At 71.8% G+C, this 20,751-nt stretch carries 18 protein-coding genes; 3 read left to right on the top strand and 15 right to left on the bottom strand.

The window, feature by feature from the left end; translation table 11 throughout:
• Positions 1-2 precede the first annotated feature (2 nt).
• Positions 3-1,823, bottom strand: coding sequence for a gamma-glutamyltransferase (gene ggt, locus VT50_RS19160; protein ID WP_046090994.1), 1,821 nt, complete (start codon positions 1,821-1,823; stop codon positions 3-5).
• Between the two features lie 395 nt (positions 1,824-2,218).
• Between ggt and VT50_RS19165 the strand changes: the two genes are divergently transcribed.
• Positions 2,219-2,974 carry a hypothetical protein gene (locus VT50_RS19165; RefSeq protein ID WP_079343858.1) on the top strand — a complete coding sequence of 252 codons (756 nt, stop codon included), beginning with the start codon at positions 2,219-2,221 and terminating at the stop codon, positions 2,972-2,974.
• Positions 2,975-3,720: 746 nt separating this feature from the next.
• Complete coding sequence (locus tag VT50_RS19170; RefSeq protein WP_206269433.1) at positions 3,721-5,352, top strand: alpha/beta fold hydrolase; 1,632 nt, start codon at positions 3,721-3,723, stop codon at positions 5,350-5,352.
• 12 nt (positions 5,353-5,364) lie between these two features.
• On the opposite strand, the gene VT50_RS19175 is transcribed toward VT50_RS19170, so the two are convergent.
• The 5 genes from VT50_RS19175 to VT50_RS19195 all read right to left on the bottom strand — a co-directional run bounded on the left by VT50_RS19175 (position 5,365) and on the right by VT50_RS19195 (position 9,732).
• Positions 5,365-6,237 carry an amino acid ABC transporter permease gene (locus tag VT50_RS19175; RefSeq protein ID WP_046089355.1) on the bottom strand — a complete coding sequence of 291 codons (873 nt, stop codon included), beginning with the start codon at positions 6,235-6,237 and terminating at the stop codon, positions 5,365-5,367.
• Positions 6,234-6,878 (bottom strand): amino acid ABC transporter permease, encoded by a 645-nt coding sequence (locus VT50_RS19180; protein ID WP_046089354.1) that lies wholly within the window; start codon positions 6,876-6,878, stop codon positions 6,234-6,236. The genes VT50_RS19175 and VT50_RS19180 overlap by 4 nt, the downstream gene beginning before the upstream one ends.
• A gap of 10 nt (positions 6,879-6,888) precedes the next feature.
• Positions 6,889-7,803, bottom strand: coding sequence for a glutamate ABC transporter substrate-binding protein (locus tag VT50_RS19185; RefSeq protein ID WP_046089364.1), 915 nt, complete (start codon positions 7,801-7,803; stop codon positions 6,889-6,891).
• Positions 7,804-7,820: 17 nt separating this feature from the next.
• Positions 7,821-8,567 (bottom strand): amino acid ABC transporter ATP-binding protein, encoded by a 747-nt coding sequence (locus tag VT50_RS19190; protein WP_046089353.1) that lies wholly within the window; start codon positions 8,565-8,567, stop codon positions 7,821-7,823.
• A 724-nt stretch (positions 8,568-9,291) separates the two neighbouring features.
• Entirely contained in the window at positions 9,292-9,732 is a 441-nt protein-coding gene (locus VT50_RS19195; RefSeq protein ID WP_046089352.1) for a DUF6278 family protein, read from the bottom strand.
• Between the two features lie 186 nt (positions 9,733-9,918).
• Here VT50_RS19195 and VT50_RS19200 point away from each other — a divergent pair, with 186 nt between their 5' ends.
• Complete coding sequence (locus tag VT50_RS19200) at positions 9,919-11,727, top strand: SGNH/GDSL hydrolase family protein (RefSeq protein WP_046089351.1); 1,809 nt, start codon at positions 9,919-9,921, stop codon at positions 11,725-11,727.
• 58 nt (positions 11,728-11,785) lie between these two features.
• Here the strand turns inward: VT50_RS19200 and VT50_RS19205 are convergent, their stop codons facing one another.
• The 9 genes from VT50_RS19205 to VT50_RS19245 form a co-directional block, all read right to left on the bottom strand.
• Positions 11,786-12,565, bottom strand: a complete 780-nt coding sequence (locus tag VT50_RS19205) for an exodeoxyribonuclease III (RefSeq protein WP_046089350.1) — start codon at positions 12,563-12,565, stop codon at positions 11,786-11,788.
• Between the two features lie 42 nt (positions 12,566-12,607).
• Entirely contained in the window at positions 12,608-13,255 is a 648-nt protein-coding gene (locus tag VT50_RS19210) for an MBL fold metallo-hydrolase (protein WP_046089363.1), read from the bottom strand.
• 35 nt (positions 13,256-13,290) lie between these two features.
• On the bottom strand, positions 13,291-14,580 hold the full coding sequence (pcaDC, locus tag VT50_RS19215) for a bifunctional 3-oxoadipate enol-lactonase/4-carboxymuconolactone decarboxylase PcaDC (RefSeq protein ID WP_046089349.1): 1,290 nt from the start codon (positions 14,578-14,580) through the stop codon (positions 13,291-13,293).
• A gap of 65 nt (positions 14,581-14,645) precedes the next feature.
• Positions 14,646-15,257 carry a hypothetical protein gene (locus VT50_RS19220; RefSeq protein ID WP_075200505.1) on the bottom strand — a complete coding sequence of 204 codons (612 nt, stop codon included), beginning with the start codon at positions 15,255-15,257 and terminating at the stop codon, positions 14,646-14,648.
• Complete coding sequence (locus VT50_RS19225; RefSeq protein WP_046089348.1) at positions 15,254-16,408, bottom strand: ROK family glucokinase; 1,155 nt, start codon at positions 16,406-16,408, stop codon at positions 15,254-15,256. The genes VT50_RS19220 and VT50_RS19225 overlap by 4 nt, the downstream gene beginning before the upstream one ends.
• A gap of 317 nt (positions 16,409-16,725) precedes the next feature.
• Positions 16,726-17,577 (bottom strand): ATP-binding cassette domain-containing protein, encoded by an 852-nt coding sequence (locus VT50_RS19230; RefSeq protein WP_046089361.1) that lies wholly within the window; start codon positions 17,575-17,577, stop codon positions 16,726-16,728.
• A 2-nt stretch (positions 17,578-17,579) separates the two neighbouring features.
• The gene (locus VT50_RS19235; protein ID WP_046089347.1) at positions 17,580-18,632 is read right to left on the bottom strand and encodes an ABC transporter permease; all 1,053 of its coding nucleotides are present in this window, start codon (positions 18,630-18,632) and stop codon (positions 17,580-17,582) included.
• The gene (locus VT50_RS19240) at positions 18,629-19,618 is read right to left on the bottom strand and encodes a sugar ABC transporter substrate-binding protein (RefSeq protein WP_046089346.1); all 990 of its coding nucleotides are present in this window, start codon (positions 19,616-19,618) and stop codon (positions 18,629-18,631) included. Before VT50_RS19240 ends, VT50_RS19235 begins: the two co-directional genes overlap by 4 nt.
• Positions 19,619-19,911: 293 nt before the next feature.
• Positions 19,912-20,679 carry a GntR family transcriptional regulator gene (locus VT50_RS19245; RefSeq protein ID WP_046089345.1) on the bottom strand — a complete coding sequence of 256 codons (768 nt, stop codon included), beginning with the start codon at positions 20,677-20,679 and terminating at the stop codon, positions 19,912-19,914.
• Between the last annotated feature and the right edge of the window lie 72 nt (positions 20,680-20,751).

Genomic DNA, 20,751 nt, shown 5'->3' on the forward strand with positions numbered 1-20,751 from the left:
GGTCACCGCTTCGGGTGCACCACCAGCGCCGAGCCGCCGCCCCGCCGCTCCGTCTCGGCCGCCGCCAGCCACCGTCCGCCGGACAGCCGCTGCACCCCGGTGGCCGCCCCGATCTCGGGGTTCTGCTTGAAGGAGTGGCCGAGCGCCTCGAGCTTGGCGCGCTCCGGACCGTTCCACAGCTTCGGTTCCAGCTCCGTCTCGGCGGCGTTGCGCTGGCTGGCGCGCGGCGCGGCGATCGCGTCGACCAGCGGCATGCCCCGGTCCAGATGGTTCAGCAGGGTCTGCAGCACGGTGGTGATGATGGTCGCCCCGCCCGGGGAGCCCAGCGCCAGCACCGGCTTGTGGCCGTCCAGCACGATCGTCGGCGACATGGACGAGCGCGGCCGCTTCCCCGGGCCCGGCAGGTTCGGGTCGTGGACGGCCGGGTCGGCGGGCGCGAAGGAGAAGTCGGTCAGCTCGTTGTTGAGCAGGAAGCCGCGGCCGGGGACGGTGATCCCGCTGCCGCCGGTCTGCTCGATGGTGAGGGTGTAGGCCACGACGTTGCCCCACTTGTCGGCGACCGTGAGATGCGTGGTGTTCTCGCCCTCGTACGTGGTCGGGGCGGCGCGGCCCCGGGTGTCGCAGGAGCCCGGCCCGGACGGGTTGTTCGGGTCACCGGGCGGTACGGGGCTCTTCAGCACCGCGTCGTCCTTGATCAGGCAGGCCCGGGAGTCGGCGAACCGCTGCGAGGTGAGCCCCTTGGTGGGGACGTCCTCGGCGGCGGGGTCACCGACCCAGCGGCCCCGGTCGGCGAAGGCTATCCGGCTGGCCTCGATATAGCTGTGCAGATAGTCGACGTCGCTGAGCTTGGATAGGTCGGTCTTCTCCAGGATGTTCAGCGCCTCGGCGACGCTGGTGCCACCGGAGGACGAGGGCGCCATGCCGTAGACGTCCAGACCGCGGTAGCCGGTCCGGGTCGGGGCCTGCCGCTTCGTTCCGTAGGAGCGCAGGTCCTCGGCGGTCAGATCGCCCGCGCGCACGACGCGCTGTGCCTTCGGGTCTACGGGCGGCTTGCGCACGGTGTCGACGATGTCGCGGCCCAGCTCGCCCCGGTAGATGGCGCCGACGCCCTTCTTGGCCAGCAGCGCGTACGTACGGGCGAGGTCGGGGTTGCGGAAGGTCGAGCCGACCGCCGGGGGCTGGCCGCCGGGCAGGAAGAGCTTGGCGGTGGCCGGGAAATCCTTGAAGCGGGCCTGGTTGTCGGCGGTCTGCTGACGGAACGTGGAGTCGACCTTGAACCCGTCGCGGGCCAGCCGCTCGGCGGGCCTCAGCACCTGCCCCAGCGATCGGGTGCCCCAGTCCCTCAGGGCGTCGTTCCAGGTGGCGGGGGTGCCGGGGGTGCCGACGCTCAGCCCGCTGGTGACGGCGTCGTCGAACGGCAGCGGCTTGCCGTCCTTGTCGAGGAAGAGCTTCTGGTCCGCGCTGCGGGGCGCGGTCTCGCGGCCGTCGAGCGTGGCGACCTTGTGCCGCTTGGCGTCGTAGTAGACGAGGTATCCGCCGCCGCCGACACCCGCCGAGTACGGCTCGGTGACCCCGAGCGCGGCGGCGGTCGCGACCGCCGCGTCCACCGCGTTGCCCCCGTGCCGCAGGACGTCGATCCCGGCCGCCGAGGCGTCGGGGTCCACGCTGGAGACCGCGCCGCCGTAGCCGACGGCCACGGGCGTCTTGGCCGGAGCGGCCTGAGCGGCTGGATCGGCCTGAGCGGCTGGATCGGCCTGAGCGCCCCTGTCGGCACTCTCGTGCCCGGCGGCACCGGCCGGGACGACACCGAGTACCGCGACCATTCCGGCCGCGGCAGCGAGCGCGGGCAACCGGCGCCGGACGGCCGCCCCGATGGATCCGGCGGCTCCGCCGGGTCCTGCGGTGGTGGATCTGGTTGACGATGCGGCTGGTCGTGCGGCGTGCCCCATCCGTGACCTCCAAGCGAGACGACAGGGGCCGGAGCCTACCCGCGAGCCACGCGCCCCCAACAGGGGTGGACCCCCTTTCCAGGGCTCTTTCCAGGGACCCTGCCCAGGGCCCCTCCCCGGGCTCGACTCATGTCCGGGGCGCTCCGGCCTCCCCCGGCCACCGCCGCGAGGCGCACCCGCGCTGACCGAGTACCCCCATGCCTGATGGCAACCTTCGCGACCGCTGGGCGCTCGAACATTGACCCGATCGGAGGCTACGATGCGCGGCCATGACAGACACCCTGCAGGACCTGATCGCCTCCGCGGCAGCCCTGATCGTGGGCCTGGCCGCCGGATGGGCCGTGCACTCCGCGTTCGCGCGCCGCAAGCGCACCCGCGAGCAGCGCTTCTTCGGTCTGCCGGACGGTTCGGAGTGTGTGCTGGTCACCCACCGGGACAGCACCTCGGCCCACTGGAGCATCCCCCGCCATGACGCGCTGGCGCTGCTGGGGCTGGCGTCGGTCGTGGAGAACTGCGGGGCGCACGCCGAAGTGGCCCCGCATGACACGGGGCTGCAGGGCTTCGGCGCGCGCACCGAGTTCTGCGTCGGCGACCCGACCGCGCACCGCAGGCTCGCCGCCCACATCTCCAACCTGCTGCCGGGCGTCACCGTGCACCCGGGGGACGACTCCGGCACGGACCGGGGGATGTTCACCATCGGCGGTACCCACTACCGCCCGGACCCGGGCGCCATCGAGCATGTGCTGCTGGCCCGGCTTACGGTGGGCGACGACAGCCGCCCGGTCTTCCTGGCCGCGGGTCAGCGGCCGGTCACCCATCGCGCCGCCGTCCGCCACCTCGTCCGCAACCGCGCCCGGCTGGCCCGGAAGTACGGCGCGCAGGGCTCCTTCTGCCTGCTGCTGAAGGTGGTCAACTCGCAGGCGTACGGCCCGGATCTGGTCGAGGTGGTCGCGGATGTGACCAAGCCGGCGACCGCCTCGGCCGGACCTCGCGCCACGGCGAAGACGGCGGCGAAGGACGACTGAGGCGGTCGAGGACAGCCGAATCAGCGGCCGACCCGGCCGAAGAACCGCGCCCCGCCCAGCAGGCACAGCGCCGCCAGGGTCAGGGGGACGGCCGCCCCGACGGCGACCGTGGCATTGGTGTAGTGCCCCGGGGCCCGCGAGCCATCCGGGGGCCTGCGGCGGGTTGCTTCCCCCTCCCCGCCCCTTCCCACAACTGGGGCCCCGCCCCGGCCTCCGCGGCGAAGCCCAGCTCCGAGCCCTGCGGCGGCTGCCCCCGGTTGGAGGTCTGGGGCAGACGCCCCGTTCCAAGGGCTGGGACGAGGCCCCTGTTCGGGCCCGGAACGGAGCCTCGGGTTCGGGAGCCGGGACGGATACGCCATTCCCCGGGCCTGGGACGGAGCCCCGCCTCAGGGCGGGCGGACGCCCCGGCTCCGGGGTCTGGGGCGGAGCCCCGGCTCCAGGGTCCCGGGCGGACGCCTGCGGGTCGGTGGGACGGGCCTGCGGAGCATCAAGATCCGCCGCAGGCGCGGACCACGCTGAACGGTCGCGAGGCGAGTGGGACTCCGCGGGGGCGGGGCCGGACCCTGGTGGGTCCGGCCCCCGGATAGCGCCCCGGGCCGGACCGGCCCCGGCAGCCGATCTCGACCCTTTATCGTTACCCACGCGTAACTTACCGCGCTATTACCGCCGGTAAACGCCCGAGTTACCGTCAGGTCACCAGCACCGGTGCTCCCCTGCCCCCACGGCATCCCCCACCAGGAGCCATCGTGACCCCTGCCCGAAAAGCCCTCCGCCCCACGACCGCCGTCGTCCTCTCCATCACCGTCATGACCGGTGCTGCCTTCGGGCTCGCCCCCTCCACCGCCGCCGCGGCCCCGGCCCCGGCCGCCACGGCCACCGCCACGACCGCCTCCACCGCCACGCCCTCCGGTGTCTCCATCCGGTTCGTCGACATCCCCGGCGACGGCGGCGTCAACCTCGCCGCCAATGTCGTGGCCCCCTCGCACGCCGCCCCCTCACACCGCCTCCCCCTCGTCGTCCTGCCCACCAGCTGGTCCCTGCCCCAGGTCGAATATCTCGCCCAGGCCAAGAAGCTCGCCGAAACCGGCTATGTGGTGCTCACCTACAACACCCGCGGCTTCTGGCAGTCCGGCGGGAAGATCGAGACGGCCGGGCCGCCCGATATCGCCGACGCGTCCAAGGCCATCGACTGGGCGCTCGCCAACGCCCCGGCCGACCCCGACCACATCGGCATGGCCGGACTCTCCTACGGCGCCGGGATCAGCCTGATCGCGGCCGGTGCCGACCCGCGGATCAAGGCCGTGGTGGCCATGAGCGGCTGGACGGACCTGGTCGGCTCGATCTACAGCGGCCGCACCCAGCACTCCCAGGCCGCCGGGCTGCTCGCCGGGGCCGGAGCGCTGACCGGCCGCCTCAGCGAGGAGTTCCGGCGGATCCTCGATGACTTCTTCTCCTCCGACCTCGCCAAGGAGAAGGACCTGATCGCCTGGGGCGAGAAGCGCTCCGCCGCCACCTACCTCGACCGGATCAACGCCCATGGCGCGGCCATCATGCTGGGCAACTCCTGGAACGACTCGATCTTCCCGCCCAACAGCTACGCCGACTTCTTCGACAAGCTGACCGGGCCCAAGCGGCTGGAGCTGCGGCCCGGCGACCACGCCACCGCGGAGCTCACCGGGCTGCTCGGACTGCCCAACACCACCTGGAACCACGCCCGGCAGTGGCTCGACCGCTATCTCAAGGGCGAGCGCAACGGCATCGACCGCCAGGCGCCGGTGCAGCTGACGTCCCGTACGGCGGCGGACGGTGACGGCTACGAGGGCTACCCCAGCTGGTCGGCCGTCCCCTCCGGACAGCGCCGCGTCCCACTCGCCGCCACCAAGAAGGTCACCGCCAACCATGACTCCGGGGCCAACGGAGGAACCGTGCTGCTCGGCGGCGGGCTCGACCAGTTCCTGAAGCTCCCGCCGCTCGCCTCGATCCCGCTGCTGCCCCGGTCCTACGCGGCCGTCTGGCAGACCGCGGCCTCCGCGCGCGAGCAGCGCGTCCGCGGCACCGTGAAGCTCCACACCACCGTGACCGGCGACCGCTCCGACGGTACGGCGGTGGCGTATCTGTACGACGTGGGCCCGCTGGGCATCGGCAAGCTCATCACCCACGCCCCGTTCACCTTCCACGACCGCGTCCCGGGCACGCCCTTCGGCATGGACCTGGAGCTGTTCTCCACCGCGTATGACGTCCCGGCCGGTCACCGGCTGGCGCTGGTCGTGGACACCGTCGACCCGCTCTACATCGAGCACAACCCCGGCGGCGCCCATCTCACCTTCTCGTCCCCGGACGCCGACCCGTCCCACCTCACCATCCCGGTCCGCGACTGAGGGCGGCAGGGCTCAGCCGCGGGTGTCCCCCGGCATCGGGGCCGCCGGTTCGGCCGCGGCCACCTCGACCTGGCGGGTCTTCACACTGCGCCGCTCCCGCTTGGCCACCCAGTTGGCGAACCACGACAGCAGCATGCACATCCCGATGTAGATCGGTGAGATCACCATGACCACCGGGATGAACGGCAGGTCGTAGTCGAGATTGGACGCGATCAGCTTTCCGGCGTGCAGGAACTCCTCATAGGTGATCAGAAACCCGAGCGAGGTGTCCTTCAGGGCCACCACCAGCTGGCTGATGATGGCCGGAAGCATCGCCCGCACCCCCTGAGGCACCAGCACGGACATCATGACCTGGGTCTTCCGCAGGCCCAGCGAGTACGCCGCCTCGCGCTGGCCGCGGTCCACCGAGTTCACCCCGGCCCGGAACACCTCGGCCAGCACCGAGCCGTTGTACAGCGTCAGCCCGGTCACCAGCGCGGGCAGCGGCTGGAACCGCAGCGCCACAAAGACGAAGAAGATCATCACCAGTACGGGCATCGCCCGGAAGAACTCCACCGCCAGCGTGGCCAGCCAGCGCAGCGGGCGGTGCTCGGAGAGCCGCCCGGCGGCGAGCACCCCGCCGAGGGCGAGCGAGAGGACCGCGGCCAGGCCGAACGCCTTGAGGGTGCCCGCGAGCCCGTTCAGCAGCAGCTCCTGGATGCCCTTGTACTCGAACGGCATCCACTTGCGGGAGGCGAACTGGCCGGTGTGGATGAGGAGATAGACGATCAGGCCGAGCAGGATCAGCAGCACGGCCGTCCCGGCCAGCGCGTACAGCCGGTGCCGCCGCCGGGTGTGCGGCCCGGGGACGTCGTAGAGGGCGCTGGTGGTCGGGGGGGCGGTCATCGCGGCACTCCCCAGCGCCGCTCGAGCAGGGAGAAGAGCGCGCTGATGGCGAGGGTGATGACCAGGTATCCGACGGCGATCCAGACGAATGACCAGATGATGCTGTAGCCCCGCTCATTGAGCGGTTTGTAGGTGCCGAGCAGTTCGGTGACGCTGAACGACCCGGCGATGGCCGAGTTCTTGGCGAGCGCGATCAGGGTCGAGCCGATGGGCGGGATGACCGTGCGGAACGCCTGCGGCAGCACCACCGCGCTCAGCGTCTGGTCGAACGTCATGCCCAGGCTGCGGGCCGCCTCGCCCTGCCCCACCGGCACCGTGTTGATGCCCGAGCGCACCGCCTCGCAGATGAAGGCCGAGGTGTAGCAGCCGAGCGCGATCACCGCGAAGACGGTGAACGGCAGCACCAGACCGAACCGCGGCAGCCCCAGCATCACCGCGAAGAACAGCAGCGTCAGCGGGGTGTTGCGGAGCACCGTCACCCATCCGGTGCCCAACGCGCGCAGCGAGGCGACCGGCGCCACCCGGAAGGCGGCCATGAGGATACCGAGCGCGAGGGCGAGCAGCGAGGCGTAGACGGTCAGCTGCACGGTGCCGAGGAAGCCCTTGCCGTAGAGCGAGAAGTTCTGGGTGAGCACGTCCATGGGGTGGCCCTCAGCCGGTGCGGTAGCGGTCGATGGGGGGCGGTTTGGGGGCGGGCACGCCCGAGAGGCCGAGGGTCGCGTCGTACGCCTTCTTCCAGTCGCCGTTGCGCTCGTGGAAGAGGATCGCGTCGTCCAGCGCGAAGCGCAGCGCGTTGTCCCGCTTGGGCACGCCGATGCCGTACGGCTCCTTGGAGAAGGGCCGGCCCACCACCTTCAGCTCGTCCGGGGCCTTGGCCGCGTAGCCGAGCAGGATGGTGTTGTCGGTGGTCACCGCGTCCACCTGGAAGCTGAGCAGGTTGTCCACGCACACCGAGTAGGTGTCGTACGCGACCGCGTGGGCCTTGGGGTAGTCGGCCTGGATGTGCTGGAACGGGGTGGAGCCCGCCACCGAGCAGACGGTCCTGCCCGCGAGGTCTTCGGGGCCGTGGATGTCGTCCTCGTCGGTGCGCACCAGCAGCGACTGTCCGGCCATGAAGTACGGCCCGGCGAAGCCGACCAGCCGTTTGCGCATCGGATTGATGGTGTAGGTGCCGACGTAGTAGTCGATCTGGCCGCTCTGGAGGGCGGTCTCCCGGTTGGCGGAGGCGATCGTCTGGTAGCGGATGGTGCTCGGGGGGAAGCCGAGGGAGGCGGACATCATGCGGGCGATCTCGATGTCAAAGCCCGAGTAGCGGCCGGTGGCCGGGTCCCGCTCGCCCAGATAGGGCTGGTCCTCCTTGACCCCGACGGTGAGATGGCCCCGGCGCTCGGCCCGGCGCCAGGTGGGCGAGGCGGGCAGCCGGAACTCGGTGTCCACCTTGTAGGTGGGCAGCTTCCCGGCCCGTGGGCCCTTGGCGGGCGGGCTGCCCTCCTTGCCGCAGCCGGGCACGAGCAACAGGACCAGGGCCGTGGTGAGGGCGGCGGTCGCGCGGCGCAGACGCCTCATGTCCGTCATCACCCGGCTCAGTGCTTGAGGATCTTGGACAGGAAGTCCCGGGCGCGCTCGCTCTCGGGGGCGCGGAAGAACTCCTCCGGCGTACGGTCCTCGACGATCGCGCCGTCGGCCATGAAGACCACCCGGTTCGCGGCGGAGCGGGCGAAGCCCATCTCATGGGTGACCACGACCATCGTCATGCCGTCCTGGGCGAGCTGGCGCATCACCTCCAGCACCTCGTTGATCATCTCGGGGTCGAGGGCGGAGGTCGGCTCGTCGAAGAGCATCACTTGGGGGTCCATCGCCAGCGCCCGGGCGATGGCCACCCGCTGCTGCTGGCCGCCGGAGAGCTGGCCGGGGTACTTCCCGGCCTGGTCGGCGAGTCCGACCCGGCCCAGCAGCTCCCGGGCGCGCCGCTCGGCGTCCGGCTTGGCGCGGCGGCGGACCTTGGTCTGACCGAGCATCACATTGGCCAGCACGGTGCGGTGGGCGAAGAGGTTGAACGACTGGAAGACCATGCCGACCTCGGCCCGCAGCCGCGCCAGCTCCTTGCCCTCCTCGGGCAGCGGACGGCCGTCGACGACGATGGAGCCGGACTGGACGGTCTCCAGCCGGTTGATGGTCCGGATCAGGGTGGACTTGCCGCCGCCGGAGGGGCCGATGACCACGACCACTTCACCGCGTCCGACGGTGAGCTCGATGTCCCGCAGAACGTGCAGGGCGCCGAAGTGCTTGTTGACGTCGCGCAGCTCGATCAGCGGCTCACCGACGGCCATACCCGGCCCCACCCACCTTCCGCTGTGTCCCGATCCCGATCAGCGCAAGCTATCCGGACAACAGCGGAGCTTTGGGCACGGACACGCACCCACAGGCGGATACCGCCCGACAGGGCCTACGGAGTCTGGCGGCTCTTCCCCCTCCCCGCCCCTTCCCGAAACCAGGGGCTCCGCCCCTGGACCCCGGAACCACCGAGCTGATCGCGCTCGGCCACCGACACACCCGCCCCAGCGGAAGGACGCCCACCCACCTCCGGACCATCCGGCCAGGCTCTGGGACGAACCCCGGCACGGGGTTCGGAACGAAGCCCGTGCCGGGCTCCGGGCGGAGCCCTGGGACGGTGACTGAGGCGGGCCCCGCACAAGATCAGGGGCGAAGCCTCGATCCGGGATCTGGGGCGAAGCCCCGAGGTCCGGGCACAGCCTCTGGTCCGTCTCTGGGGCACAGCCCCAAGTCCGGGGCTCCGGGGCACAGCCCCAAGTCCGGGCTCTGGGGCACAGCCCCGGGACGGGGTCTCGGGCGCAGCCCCGGCACGGGGGCTGGGGCACAGCCCCAAGTCCGGAGTCCGGGGCACAGCCCGAGGTCTTAGGCGCAGACCTAGTCCCAGGCCCGAGGCACAACCCTGGTCCGAGGTCCGGGCGCAGCCCCGGCGCGAGGGCTGGGGCGGAGACCCAGTTTTGGGGAGGGCAGGCCGCCGCGGGCGTCGCGGGTCGTCGGACGCGGCTAGGCCTCGGCGACCTCCGCGTAGCGCTGGCAGAGTTCGGGCGCGCCATCGGCGGCCCATTGCTGACCGGCCTCGACGACGTCAACCTCCCGGCCGGAGGCCAACCTGACGACGGGTCGGCCGTTGGGCCACACCTGCCAGACGGCCCCGGGGACGGTGCGGACGATGACCGTGCCCAGGTACAGACCGGCGTCGTTGCCGAGCCAGGGGAGCTCGTCCGGGTCGTCGCGCCAGCGGGGCGCCATCTGGTCCAGTGCCTCCAGGGAGGCCGTGGAGTCATCGAGCCCGATGCCCGCGTCGGAAGCCCGCGCGCGCAGGAGTTCGCATTCGGAGAGCAGTTGGGCGACGCCCTGGGGATCCTCCTCCTGGGCACCCGTCAGGGCCGCGCCCGAGGCGGGACCGCGCCGCTTGCGCCAGTTGTCCAAGAAGGAGATGTTCATACCGCTCAGCGTGGCATCCAGGCCACCGGCACACCACAGGGCGCGCGGTATGAGCTGTGACCCGCTGCTTGTCTTGACGACACCCACCTGCCTCCATACGTTCTCCGGGCACCTGTCGAATCGCCTGTCGGGTCGGCCGGTCGGTTAGTTGGTCGGTTAGTTGGTCGGTTGCGAGAGGGGACACGTATGCGCGTCGGGAGACCGTGGGCAACCGCCGGGGTCGTCGCGGGAGGTGTCACCCTCGCACTGATCGCGCCCTCCCCCGCCGCACCGGCCGACGTGCCGACCCACAAGCCGCTCCCTTTGGAGCGGCTTTTCGACAACCGGGCGGTCAGCGATGACGCCCGGCCAGGTGACGCCGACTTCGACGGCGCGGGGGCCTCGCTCTCCGTGCAGGATCTGCTGGCCGCCGGCTGGACCCCGGGACGCGCCATCGCCCTGGACGCGGCGCGGCTGACCTGGCCGAGGAGCGCGGGGGCACGCCCGGACAATGTGATCGCCGACGGTCAGACGGTGCGGCTGCGCGGGCGCGGCGAGGCGCTGACCTTCCTGGTGGCGAGCAGTTCGCCGAACGGGCCCGGCGCCGGGACGACCGGCGTCGGAACGGTCCGCTACCGCGACGGGTCGAGCCATCCGTACACGCTGAGCGCGCCGGACTGGCGGGCGGGCCCCGCCGCCACCAAGGCCGTGGGCCTCCCCCATCTCAACACCGCCGCCGGGCAGCGGCAGGAGACGGCCCGGCTGTACGCGGTGACGGTGCCGCTGGAGCGCGGCCACGAGGTCGCGTCGGTGGTCCTGCCGGGGGACCCGGGCCCGGCGGCCGATCTCCATGTCTTCGCCGCGTCGCTGCGGCAGCCCGCGTACGGCTGGACCGGCAGCTGGGCGGCGAACACCGCCGGGTACACCGAGGTGGGGCCGTGGAGCGATCAGACGCTGCGGCTGGTGGTGCACACCAGCGCGGGCGGACCGGGGGCCAGGGTCCGGCTGGAGAACACCTTCGCCGCGGCCCCGGTGGAGATCGGGCACGCGACGGTCGCGCTGCAGGCGAGCGGCGCGGCGGCGCAGGGGTCACCGGTGCCGCTGACGTTCGGCGGGCGGCCGGGGACCTCGGTCCCGGCGGGCGCGCAGGTGTTCAGCGATCCGGTGCACCTCCCGGTCCCGGCGGACGCCAATCTGCTGGTGAGCATCCATCTGCCGGGGACGGTCGCGGCGGTGCCGGTGCACAGCCAGGCCACCCAGCGGTCGTATCTGAGCGCGGCGGGCAGCGGTGACCGGACCGCGGAGCCGGGCGGCGCGTCGTACACCGGCACCCTCACCACCTGGCCGTTCCTGACCGGGGTCGATGTGCGGGGCGGGCCGGGTTCGGTGGTGGCGCTCGGCGACTCGATCACCGACGGCACCAAGTCCACCGATGACGCCAACCGCCGCTGGCCCGATGTGCTCGCGCGGCGGCTGCGCGCCCAGTCCGAGGTCCCGGCGTACGGGGTGGTCAACGCGGGCATCTCCGCCAACCGCGTGGTGGCCGACCGCTATCCGGGCGAGGGCGTCTCCACGGACACCGGCGGGGTCAGCACCCAGCACCGGCTGGAGCGGGATGTGCTCGCCCAGACCGGGGCCCGTACGGTCGTCATCTTCCAGGGCATCAACGATCTGCGGTGGGGCAGCTCGGCCGAGGAGCTGATCGCGGGTCTGCGGTCGGTCGCGGCGCGGCTGCGGGAGCGCGGGCAGCGGGTGGTCGGAGCCACCATCGCCCCGTGCGAGGGCGAGTCGCTGTGTACGGCGGACGCGGAGGTGCGGCGCTCGGCCGTCAACGCCTTCATCCGGGACAGCGGCGGGGCGTTCGACGCCGTACTGGACTTCGACGCGGTGGTGCGGGACCCCGAGCACCCGGCGCGGATCCTGCCCGCCTATGACAGCGGGGACCATCTGCACCCGGGCGACGCGGGGTTGCGGGCGATGGCGGAGTCGATCGACCTGCGGAAGCTGGCCGGGTAGGAGGGGAGCCCCCGAGCCCCAGGGGCTCCCCTCCTCGTCAGGGCGTACCGCCGCGGGGTCACACCTCCAGGTCGACGACGACCGGGGCGTGGTCGGAGGCGCCCTTGCCCTTGCGCTCCTCGCGGTCCACATACGCGTCGCCGACCGCCTTGGCGAACGTCTCGTTCCCGTAGACCAGGTCGATGCGCATGCCGCGGTTCTTGGGGAAGCCCAGCTCGCGGTAGTCCCAGTAGGTGAAGGGGCGGTCGTACTTCAGCGGCCTGGGCACCACGTCCGAGAGCCCCGACTCGCGCAGCGCCGCCAGGGCCTCGCGCTCCAGGTCCGTCACATGCGTCAGCCCGTCGAAGGCGGAGCGGTCCCAGACGTCCTCGTCGGTCGGCGCCACATTGAAGTCGCCGAGGACCGCGAAGGGGCGCTCACCGGCCGCGTCCCCGGCGAGGGCGGTGCGCAGCGCCTCCAGCCAGCGCAGCTTGTAGTCGAAGTGGGGGTGGCCGATCTCCCGCCCGTTGGGCACATAGACCGACCACAGGCGGACCGGGCCGCAGGTGGCGCCTATCGCCCGCGGCTCCTGGCCGCCGTCGTAGTCCGGGCCGCCGGGCAGGCCCACGGTGACGTCCGCGAGCCCGGCCCTGGAGAGCAGCGCCACTCCGTTCCACCGGCCGGTGGCGTTGACCGCGGCCTCGTAGCCGAGCTCGCGCAGCGGCTCGTACGGAAAGGCGGACTCGGCGCACTTGGTCTCCTGGACGCACAGGACGTCCGTGCCGCTGCTCTCCAGCCAGGCCAGCAGCCGGGGCAGCCGGGCGGTGATCGAATTGACGTTCCAGGTCGCGATGCGCATAGGGCACAACCTACATCCCGGCTCTGACAGCCGGCCCGGCCCTCAGAGGGTGAGGGATTCGCCCGGGGTCAGCCGCAGGTGTTCGGCGCCTTCGGTGCCGGGGCCCTCGGGGCCGAGCATCCGCCCGTAGACCGTGTGCGCGACGTCGGTCAGCAGGGCGTCGTGGATGTCGACGGCCCGGCGCGGGCCGACCGCGCGGACATAGTCGAGGATCTCGGCGAACTTGTTCCAGGGGGCGTGCACCGGCAGCATCAGCGTGTCCACCCGGTGCCCGGCGGGCACCGTAAGGGCGTCACCGGGGTGGAAGAGCTTGCCGTCCAGCAGATATCCCACATTGGTGATCCGGGGGATATCGGGGTGGATCACGGCGTGCAGCTGGCCGTGGACCTCGATGTCGAATCCCGCCGCGGTGAAGGAGTCGCCCTCGCCGATGGTGTTCACCCGCCCGGGGAACGCCGAGGAGATCTGGTGGGCGACGCTGCGCAGCGTCCAGATCTGGGCGGCGGGGCTGGCGTCGAGCGCCGTGCGCAGCCGCTCCTCGTTGAAGTGGTCGACGTGCTCGTGGGTGACCAGGATCGCGTCCGCGCCGACCGCGGCGTCCGCTTCGCTGAAGGCTCCGGGGTCGATGACGAGCATCTGCCCGTCCTTCTCGATCCGGACGCAGGAATGGCCCTTCTTGGTGAGCTTCATGGAGATCATTGTGCTACCGCGGCCCCATGGCCGTACTACCCCTCGGGGCTCGTCTCCTCGCGGATGATCCGCTGGGCCACCGCGAAGGCGGAGTTCGCCGTCGGCACCCCGCAGTAGACGCCGGTGTGCAGCAGCACTTCCTTGATCTCGGTGGGGGTGAGTCCGTTGCGCAGCGCGGCCCGGGTGTGGAAGGCGAGTTCGTCGAGGTGGCCGCGGGCGGCGAGGGCGGTGAGGGTGACCACGCTGCGGATCCGCCGGTCGATTCCGGGCCGGGTCCACACCTCGCCCCAGGCGTAGCGGGTGATGAAGTCCTGGAAGTCGCCGGTGAACTCGTCGGCCACGGACTGCGCCCGGTCCACATGGGCGTCGCCCAGCACCTCGCGGCGCACCTTGATGCCCTGGTCGTACGCGTCGGCGCGGGCGTCAAGCAGCGGCTCGGGCGCATGGTGGTCGGGCCCGACGACCTCGCCGCCGGGCGGCGGCACGGGCGAGAGCACGGGCTTGGGCGGGGGCGCGGGGATCGCGGTCACCCCGGTCGGGTGATCGGCACTCTGCCAGGAGCTGGAGAAGTGGCGCACCAGCAGCTCGGTGACGGCCATCGGCTGCTCGACCGGGGCCAGGTGGGAGGCGCCGGGGACCAGCGCGAGCCGGGCGTCGGCGATCCCGGCGACCAGGACGCGGGCGTCGGCGGCCGGGGTGACCTGGTCGTCGGCACCGGCCACCACGAGGGTGGGGACGCCGATCCGGCTGAGCTCGGCGCGGACGTCGAAGGCCGCAAGTGCCTCGCAGGCGGCGATGTAGCAGCCGGGGTCGGTGGTGCGGACCATCTGGACGGCCCACTCGACGATGGCGGGCTGGGCGGCGGCGAAGCCGGGGGTGAACCAGCGCTCGGGGGTGGCGCGGGCGATCGGGTCGAGGCCGTTGGTGCGGACCACGACGCCGCGCTGCCGGAAGGAGTCGGCGGTGCCGAAGCGCGGGGAGGCGGAGACGAGGGCGAGTGAGCCCACTCTCTGGGGATGTCGCAGCGCGAGTTCGGCGCCGATGGCCCCGCCGATCGAGCAGCCCGCGTAGCCGAAGCGCTCGACGCCGAGCTGGTCGAGGGTGGCCAGCAGCCGGTCGGCGAGCTCGGCCACGGAGGGGGCCGGGTGGGCGGGCGCGCCGCCGTGGCCGGGGAGGTCGAAGCGGAGGACGCGCCAGTGGCGGGAGAGCTCGGGTATCTGGCGGTCCCACATGTGCCAGGTGGTGCCCAGCGACGGTCCGAGGACGAGCAGGGGCCCGTCCTCGGGGCCGTCGGTCCGGTACTGAAGTGTCTTCGTCTCGCTCACCCGAAAACGGTATCCGACACGGGTGGCGGGGTTTTCGGGCGCGATGCACCCAGGACGTGAAGGCCTTACGGCGTGACCGTGGAGACCACGTAAACCTTCGGGTGCACGGGGTTATCGAACTTGACCGTGATCCTCAGCTTGGGTTGCGGATCTTGTCGTTTGATGATCATCCCGGCCCAGTCGTGACCGGGCGCTCCGACCTGCCAACCGACCTTCTTCGCCTGTCCCTTGGTGATGGTCACCTCGCCCTCGTCCAGGGCGGAGCGGCGGGTGCCGAGCTTGGTCAGGAAGGAGTCCAGCCCGTGGCGGGACGTGACGAACTGCACGTACAGCGAGCTGACCTTCCAGGAGTTGGTCTCGTAGAACGCGACCTTCTTGGAGTACAGCGGCACCGGCACGTCGTATATGCGCCGCTGCACCCGGGTCGGATAGCCCGCGCTGAGGCCCGTGGCCGACGCCGCCTCCGCCTTGTCCTCACCGCCGTTGCGGCTCTGGATGGCGGAGATCACCAGATAGCCCGCCGGGATCGCGATCAGCAGGAAGATCGCCAGGGCCTTGACCCAGCGTCGGGGCCGACGGCCGCCGCCCGGTGTGGGGCCGCCGGACGCGGGGCCGCCGGGGCGCGCACCGTCGGCCGGGGGCACCGCGGCGCCGGGCCGCTGCTCGGCGGCGGTCATCCGCGGCCTGCCTGGCCGCGCGGCGCCAGCCGCAGCGGGGAGGCGGACCCGGCGCGCTCGTAGCGCTCGACCCGGCGGCGGTTGGCGCGGCGGAAGCGGCGGGCGACCAGCCGGGCGAGATCGGCGGCGCCGACCATCCCGGCCTCGGGGCCCAGCTGCGCCTTGACGATCCGCGCCTCCGGCCGGTAGCCGCGGCCGGTCAGGGTGCGCCGGAAGGCGTCCCGGGCGGGGCCGATCAGCAGGTCGTCGGCGGCGCTGACGCCGCCGCCGATGACGAAGCAGGAGGGGTCGAGGGCGGCGGCGAGATTGGCGATGCCGACGCCGAGCCACTGGCCGATGTCCTGGAGCAGTTCGACGCACATGGCGTCGCCCTGGCGGGCCAGCTCGGTGATCAGCGGCCCGGTGATCTCCTGGATGTTGCCGCCGACCCGGTCGGTGATCCCGTACGCCACCGGCGATTCGGCGGCGGCCAGCTCACGGGCCTCGCGGACCAGGGCGTTGCCCGAGCTGTACTGCTCCCAGCAGCCGCGGTTGCCGCACGGGCAGCGGTGGCCGGCCGGGACGACCTGCATATGGCCGAACTCCCCGGCGACCCCGTACTTGCCGCGCTTGACCTGGCCGTCCTCCAGGATCGCGCCGCCGATCCCGGTACCGAGGGTGATCATGACGAGATGGTCCTCGCCGGCCCCGGCGCCGAACCGCCACTCCGCCCAGGCGGCGGCGTTGGCGTCGTTGTCGACCAGGACCGGTACGACGAGCCTTTCCGCGAGCCGGTCGCGCAGCGGCTCATTGCGCCAGGACAGGTGCGGGGCGAAGAGCACCCGGTTGCGGTCGGCGTCCACCCAGCCCGCGGCGCCGATGCCCACGGCGTGCACATCGTGCCGGTCGGAGAGGTCAAGCACCAGCTCGGTGATGGTGTCCTCGACGACCTTGGGGCTCTTGGACTTGTCCGGCGTCTCGGTGCGCAGCTTCTCGAGGATGTTGCCGTCGGCGTCGACCACCCCGGCCATCACCTTGGTGCCGCCGATGTCGATGCCGACCGTGGGCACCCGGGGCGCGCTGAGGTGCGAGCGGCGCTCACGGGTGCCGACGGTCCGCAGCACGGTGGCCCGGGCCGAGCCCCGGTGCACTCGTTCGCGGTAGATGCTCATCGGCCGGCCCCCTCGCCGGTGTGGGGGGTGCGGTCGCTGCGGGTACGTGCTCGCAAGAGTTCGTCGTCCCTGCGGGGGTCTCGGGAGGCCGCGCGGCCTCGGATGCGTCGGTCGTGGCGGGTGGGGCCCGCCGTGCGATTGTGCCTCACCCGCGCCTCATGGCGCATGGCGAGCCTACGGTGCGCGGCCCCCGGGAAGACCGGAACACGGCCGACGACCCGGCCGCGCGGCCGTGACGAACGCTCTCGGCCCTTGGCACCCCTCTCCTCGGCCCGTGACGACCCTCGGCCGTGGCGACCCTCAGCCCGTGACGACCCTCAGCCCTTGGCGACCCCTCCCGACAGATCGGGGGCGGGGGTGCGGGCCAGCTCATGGCTGAGCTGCTCCAGCTCGCTGCCGCCCGCCATCTGCCGGGTCAGCTCCTCCAGGGCGATCTCGTCCTTGGCGTGGCTGCCCGCCATGGCGCCGCGCTTGAGCAGCACGAAGCGGTCGCCGACCAGATAGGCGTGGTGGGGGTTGTGGGTGATGAGGACCACGCCGAGGCCCGCGTCCCGGGCGGCCGCGACGTACTTGAGCACGACGCCGGACTGCTTGACGCCCAGCGCCGCCGTGGGCTCGTCCAGGATGAGCACCTTGGCGCCGAAGTGGACGGCGCGGGCGATGGCCACGCACTGGCGCTGGCCGCCGGAGAGGGTGCCGACGGGCTGGTCGACATCGCGCAGATCGATGCCCATGCGCAGCAGTTCGCGGTGGGTCGTGGTGCGCATCGCCTCCACGTCGAGGCGGCGGAGCGGTCCGCGGCCCCTGTGGATCTCCGAACCCAGGAAGAAGTTCCGCCACACCGGCATCAGCGGGACCACGGCGAGGTCCTGGTAGACCGTGGCGATCCCGCGGTCAAGGGCCTCGCGCGGGGAGCCGAGCCGGGTCTCCTCCCCCTCGATGGCGAGGCTGCCGCCGTCGTGCTGGTGCAGCCCCGCGACGATCTTGATGAGGGTGGACTTGCCCGCACCGTTGTCCCCGAGGACGCAGGTGATCTCCCCGGCGTGCACCTCGAGGGAGACGCCGTCCAGGGCCTTGACGTTGCCGTAGTACTTGCTGATGTCGCTCAGCGCGACCAGGGCCGTCCGGGACGCCGGAGATGCCGTGGATGCCTGAGATACCTTGGAGATGCTCACTTGCTCTCCTCCGCCCGCTTGCGGACCCACCAGTTGAGCAGCGTGGCGAGCAGCAGCATCGCCCCGAGGAAGAACTTGAACCAGTCCGCGCCCCACTGCGCGTAGACGATGCCCTTGTTGGTCATGCCGAAGATGAACGCGCCGACGGCAGCGCCCACCGCCGAACCGTAGCCGCCGGTCAGCAGGCAGCCGCCGATGACGGCCGCGATGATGTACAGCAGCTCATTGCCCACGCCCTCGCCGGACTGGACCACGTCGTAGTTGAACAGCAGATGCTGACCGGAGATCCAGGCGGCCAGCGCGACGCCCAGATAGAGGCCGATCTTGGTGCGCTCCACGGGCACGCCGACCGCTCGGGCCGCCTCCTTGGCGCCGCCCACCGCGAAGATCCAGTTCCCGGCGCGGGTGCGCAGCAGGATCCAGGTGGCGAGCGCGATCAGGGCGAACCACCACAGGACGGTGATCTGCACTTCGACGTCCCCGATGGTCAGATGCGAGGCGAAGACCTTATGGGCGGAGGGAAAGCCCTCCATGTCGGAGATGCTCTTGGTGGAGACGGTGTCGCTGATCAGCTTGGTGAAGCCGAGATTGCAGCCCTGGAGGATCAGGAAGGTGCCGAGGGTGATGATGAAGCTCGGCAGATTGGTGCGGACCAGCAGATAGCCGTTGAAGAACCCGATCGCGAGGGTGGCCAGCAGGGACACCCCGGCTCCGACCCATACGTTCGCCGTCATCTGGTACGAGAACATCGAGGAGATCAGCGCCGAGCTGGTCACCAGGACCCCGGTCGACAGGTCGAACTCCCCGCCGATCATCAGCAGCGCCACCGGCACCGCCATGATCCCGATGGTCGAGGAGGCGTACAGCACGGTGCTGAAGCTGGACCACTGGAGGAAGGCGTCGGCGACGACCGAGAAGAAGACGAAGACGGCCACGGCGCCGACGACCGCGCCCAGCTCCGGACGGCCCACCAGCCGGCGCGGCAGCGAGCCGCGCACCGGCCGCGGGGACGACAGCGTCTCTTCCGCGGGCGGTGCCTCCGCGCTCATCGGGTCCCCCGCTTCGTGTACGACGCGAGCTCGGCGGCGTCGTCCTTGGTGATGATCTGCGGACCGGTGAGCACCGGCTTGCCGCCGCCGAGCACATCGGCGTTGTAGCGGTTGAGCCACAGCAGGTCCACGGCCTCATAGCCCTGGAGGTACGGCTGCTGGTCCACGGCGAAGCCCAGCTTGCCGCTCTGGAGCGAGGCGGCCACCTTGGCGTTGAGGTCGAAGGTGTCGATCTCGGCCTTGCTGCCCGCCTGGTCGGCGGCCTTGGCGGCGGTGTCCGCGAAGGGCGCGCCCAGGGTGACCACGGTGTCGATGCCCTTGTCGGACTGGAGCTTGGCCTCGATGGAGGACTGCACATCGGGCATGTTGGTGCCCTCGACGTAGATCTTCTCCATCTTGCCGTCGAAGGTCTTGGCCGCGCCGTCGCAGCGCTGCTCGAGGCCGACGTTGCCCTGCTCGTGGATCACGCACAGCGCCTTCTTCTGGCCCCGCTTGCCGAGCTCGTCACCGACGGCCTCGCCGGCGATGGTCTCGTCCTGGCCGATGTGGGTGAGCGCGCCGAACGCCTTGGACACCTCGGCGCCGGAGTTGACGGTGATCACGGGTATCCCGGCCTTGCGGGCCTTCTTCACCACGGACTTCATGGCGTCGGGCTTGGCGAGGGTGACGATCACGCCGTCGACCTTCTGATCGATGTAGGACTGGACCAGCTGGGCCTGCTCCTTGCCCTCCTCGTTGTGGGCGTAGAGGAACTTGATGTTGTCCTTGACCGCGGCCTGCTTGGCGCCGCTCTGGACGATGTCCCAGAACGTGTCGCCATCGCCGGAGTGGGTGACCATCGCGAAGGTCCACTTCGGGGTGTTGACCGCCGCCCGTCCCCCGGCGGCCGCCTCCCGGGCGGCCCGCTCCTCGGCCCGCTTGCCGCCCGTATCGCTGCAGCCCGCCAACGCCGTACCCAGCACCGCCGCGAGCACGGCGGCGGTCATCGCCCGCGCCCCTCTCCGCACCGTCACCACGAAGACCCGCCCCTCTCAGTGTCCGTTCGTCCCGCTGTCACCTTCGCGGCCGGGCACCGCATGATCGGTCCCGGCCGCCGCCCAAGTATCCGTCACCGGTCATCGCCGGAGCTGCCGGGGTGGGCGAAGGCCCGGCGCCCGCGCGGCTTGAGGACTTGTAGCCGGGGACGCGGGACACGTCAAGGACAAGCGGGACACCTGGCGGGACATGCCCAGGGCAAAGAGCGCGGCGCAAGGCGGGAGCGCAAGGCGGGAGGCAGCGCTCAGGGGCGTACGAGCAGCTGGAACTCGAAGGCGTAGCGCGAGGCCCGGTAGGTGTGGGAGCCGAACTCCACGGCCCGGCCGGTGTCGTCGAAGGTCGTGCGCTCCATGGTCAGCAGCGGCGCGCCCTCCGGCTCACCCAGCTGCTCCCCCTCCTCGGCGGTGGCCGCGCGGGCGCCGACCGCCTGGCGGGCGCTGTGCAGGGTGATCCCGGCCGAGCGCATCAGCCGGTAGAGCCCGGTGTCCTCCAGCTCGGCGCTGTCCAGTTTGAGCAGGCCCACCGGGAGGTGGTTGCGCAGATGGGCCATGGGCTCGCCGTGGGCCAGCCGCAGCCGCTCGATCAGCACCACCTCTTCGCCCTCGGCGACGCCGAGGGCGGCGGCGACCTGGGCGGTGGCGGGCTCGGTGGTGTTCACCAGCACATGGGTGGCGGGGCGCTGACCGGCCGCCTCCAAGTCGTCGTAGAGGCTGCTGAGCTCCAGCGGGCGCTTGACCTGGCTGTGCACGACCTGGGTGCCCACGCCCCGGCGGCGCACCAGCAGCCCCTTGTCGACCAGCGACGAGATGGCCTGCCGGACGGTGGGGCGGGACAGCCCGAGCCGCCCGGCCAGCTCGATCTCATTGCCCAGCAGACTCCCCGGCGCCAGCCGCCCCTGCTCGATCGCCGCCTCGAGCTGCTGGGACAGCTGGAAGTACAGCGGGACCGGACTGCTGCGGTCGACGCTGAGCTGGAGCGTCTCCGCCCCGCCCGACGCGTCTTCATCCTCCATAGCCACGGGCTGAGGGTATCCGGATGAGCACATGACGGGAAGTCGTGAAGTTCTGTTGTCAGGACAAACTAC

Origin of the sequence: Streptomyces antioxidans (genome assembly GCF_000968685.2) — a bacterium.
Lineage (GTDB): Bacteria > Actinomycetota > Actinomycetes > Streptomycetales > Streptomycetaceae > Streptomyces > Streptomyces antioxidans.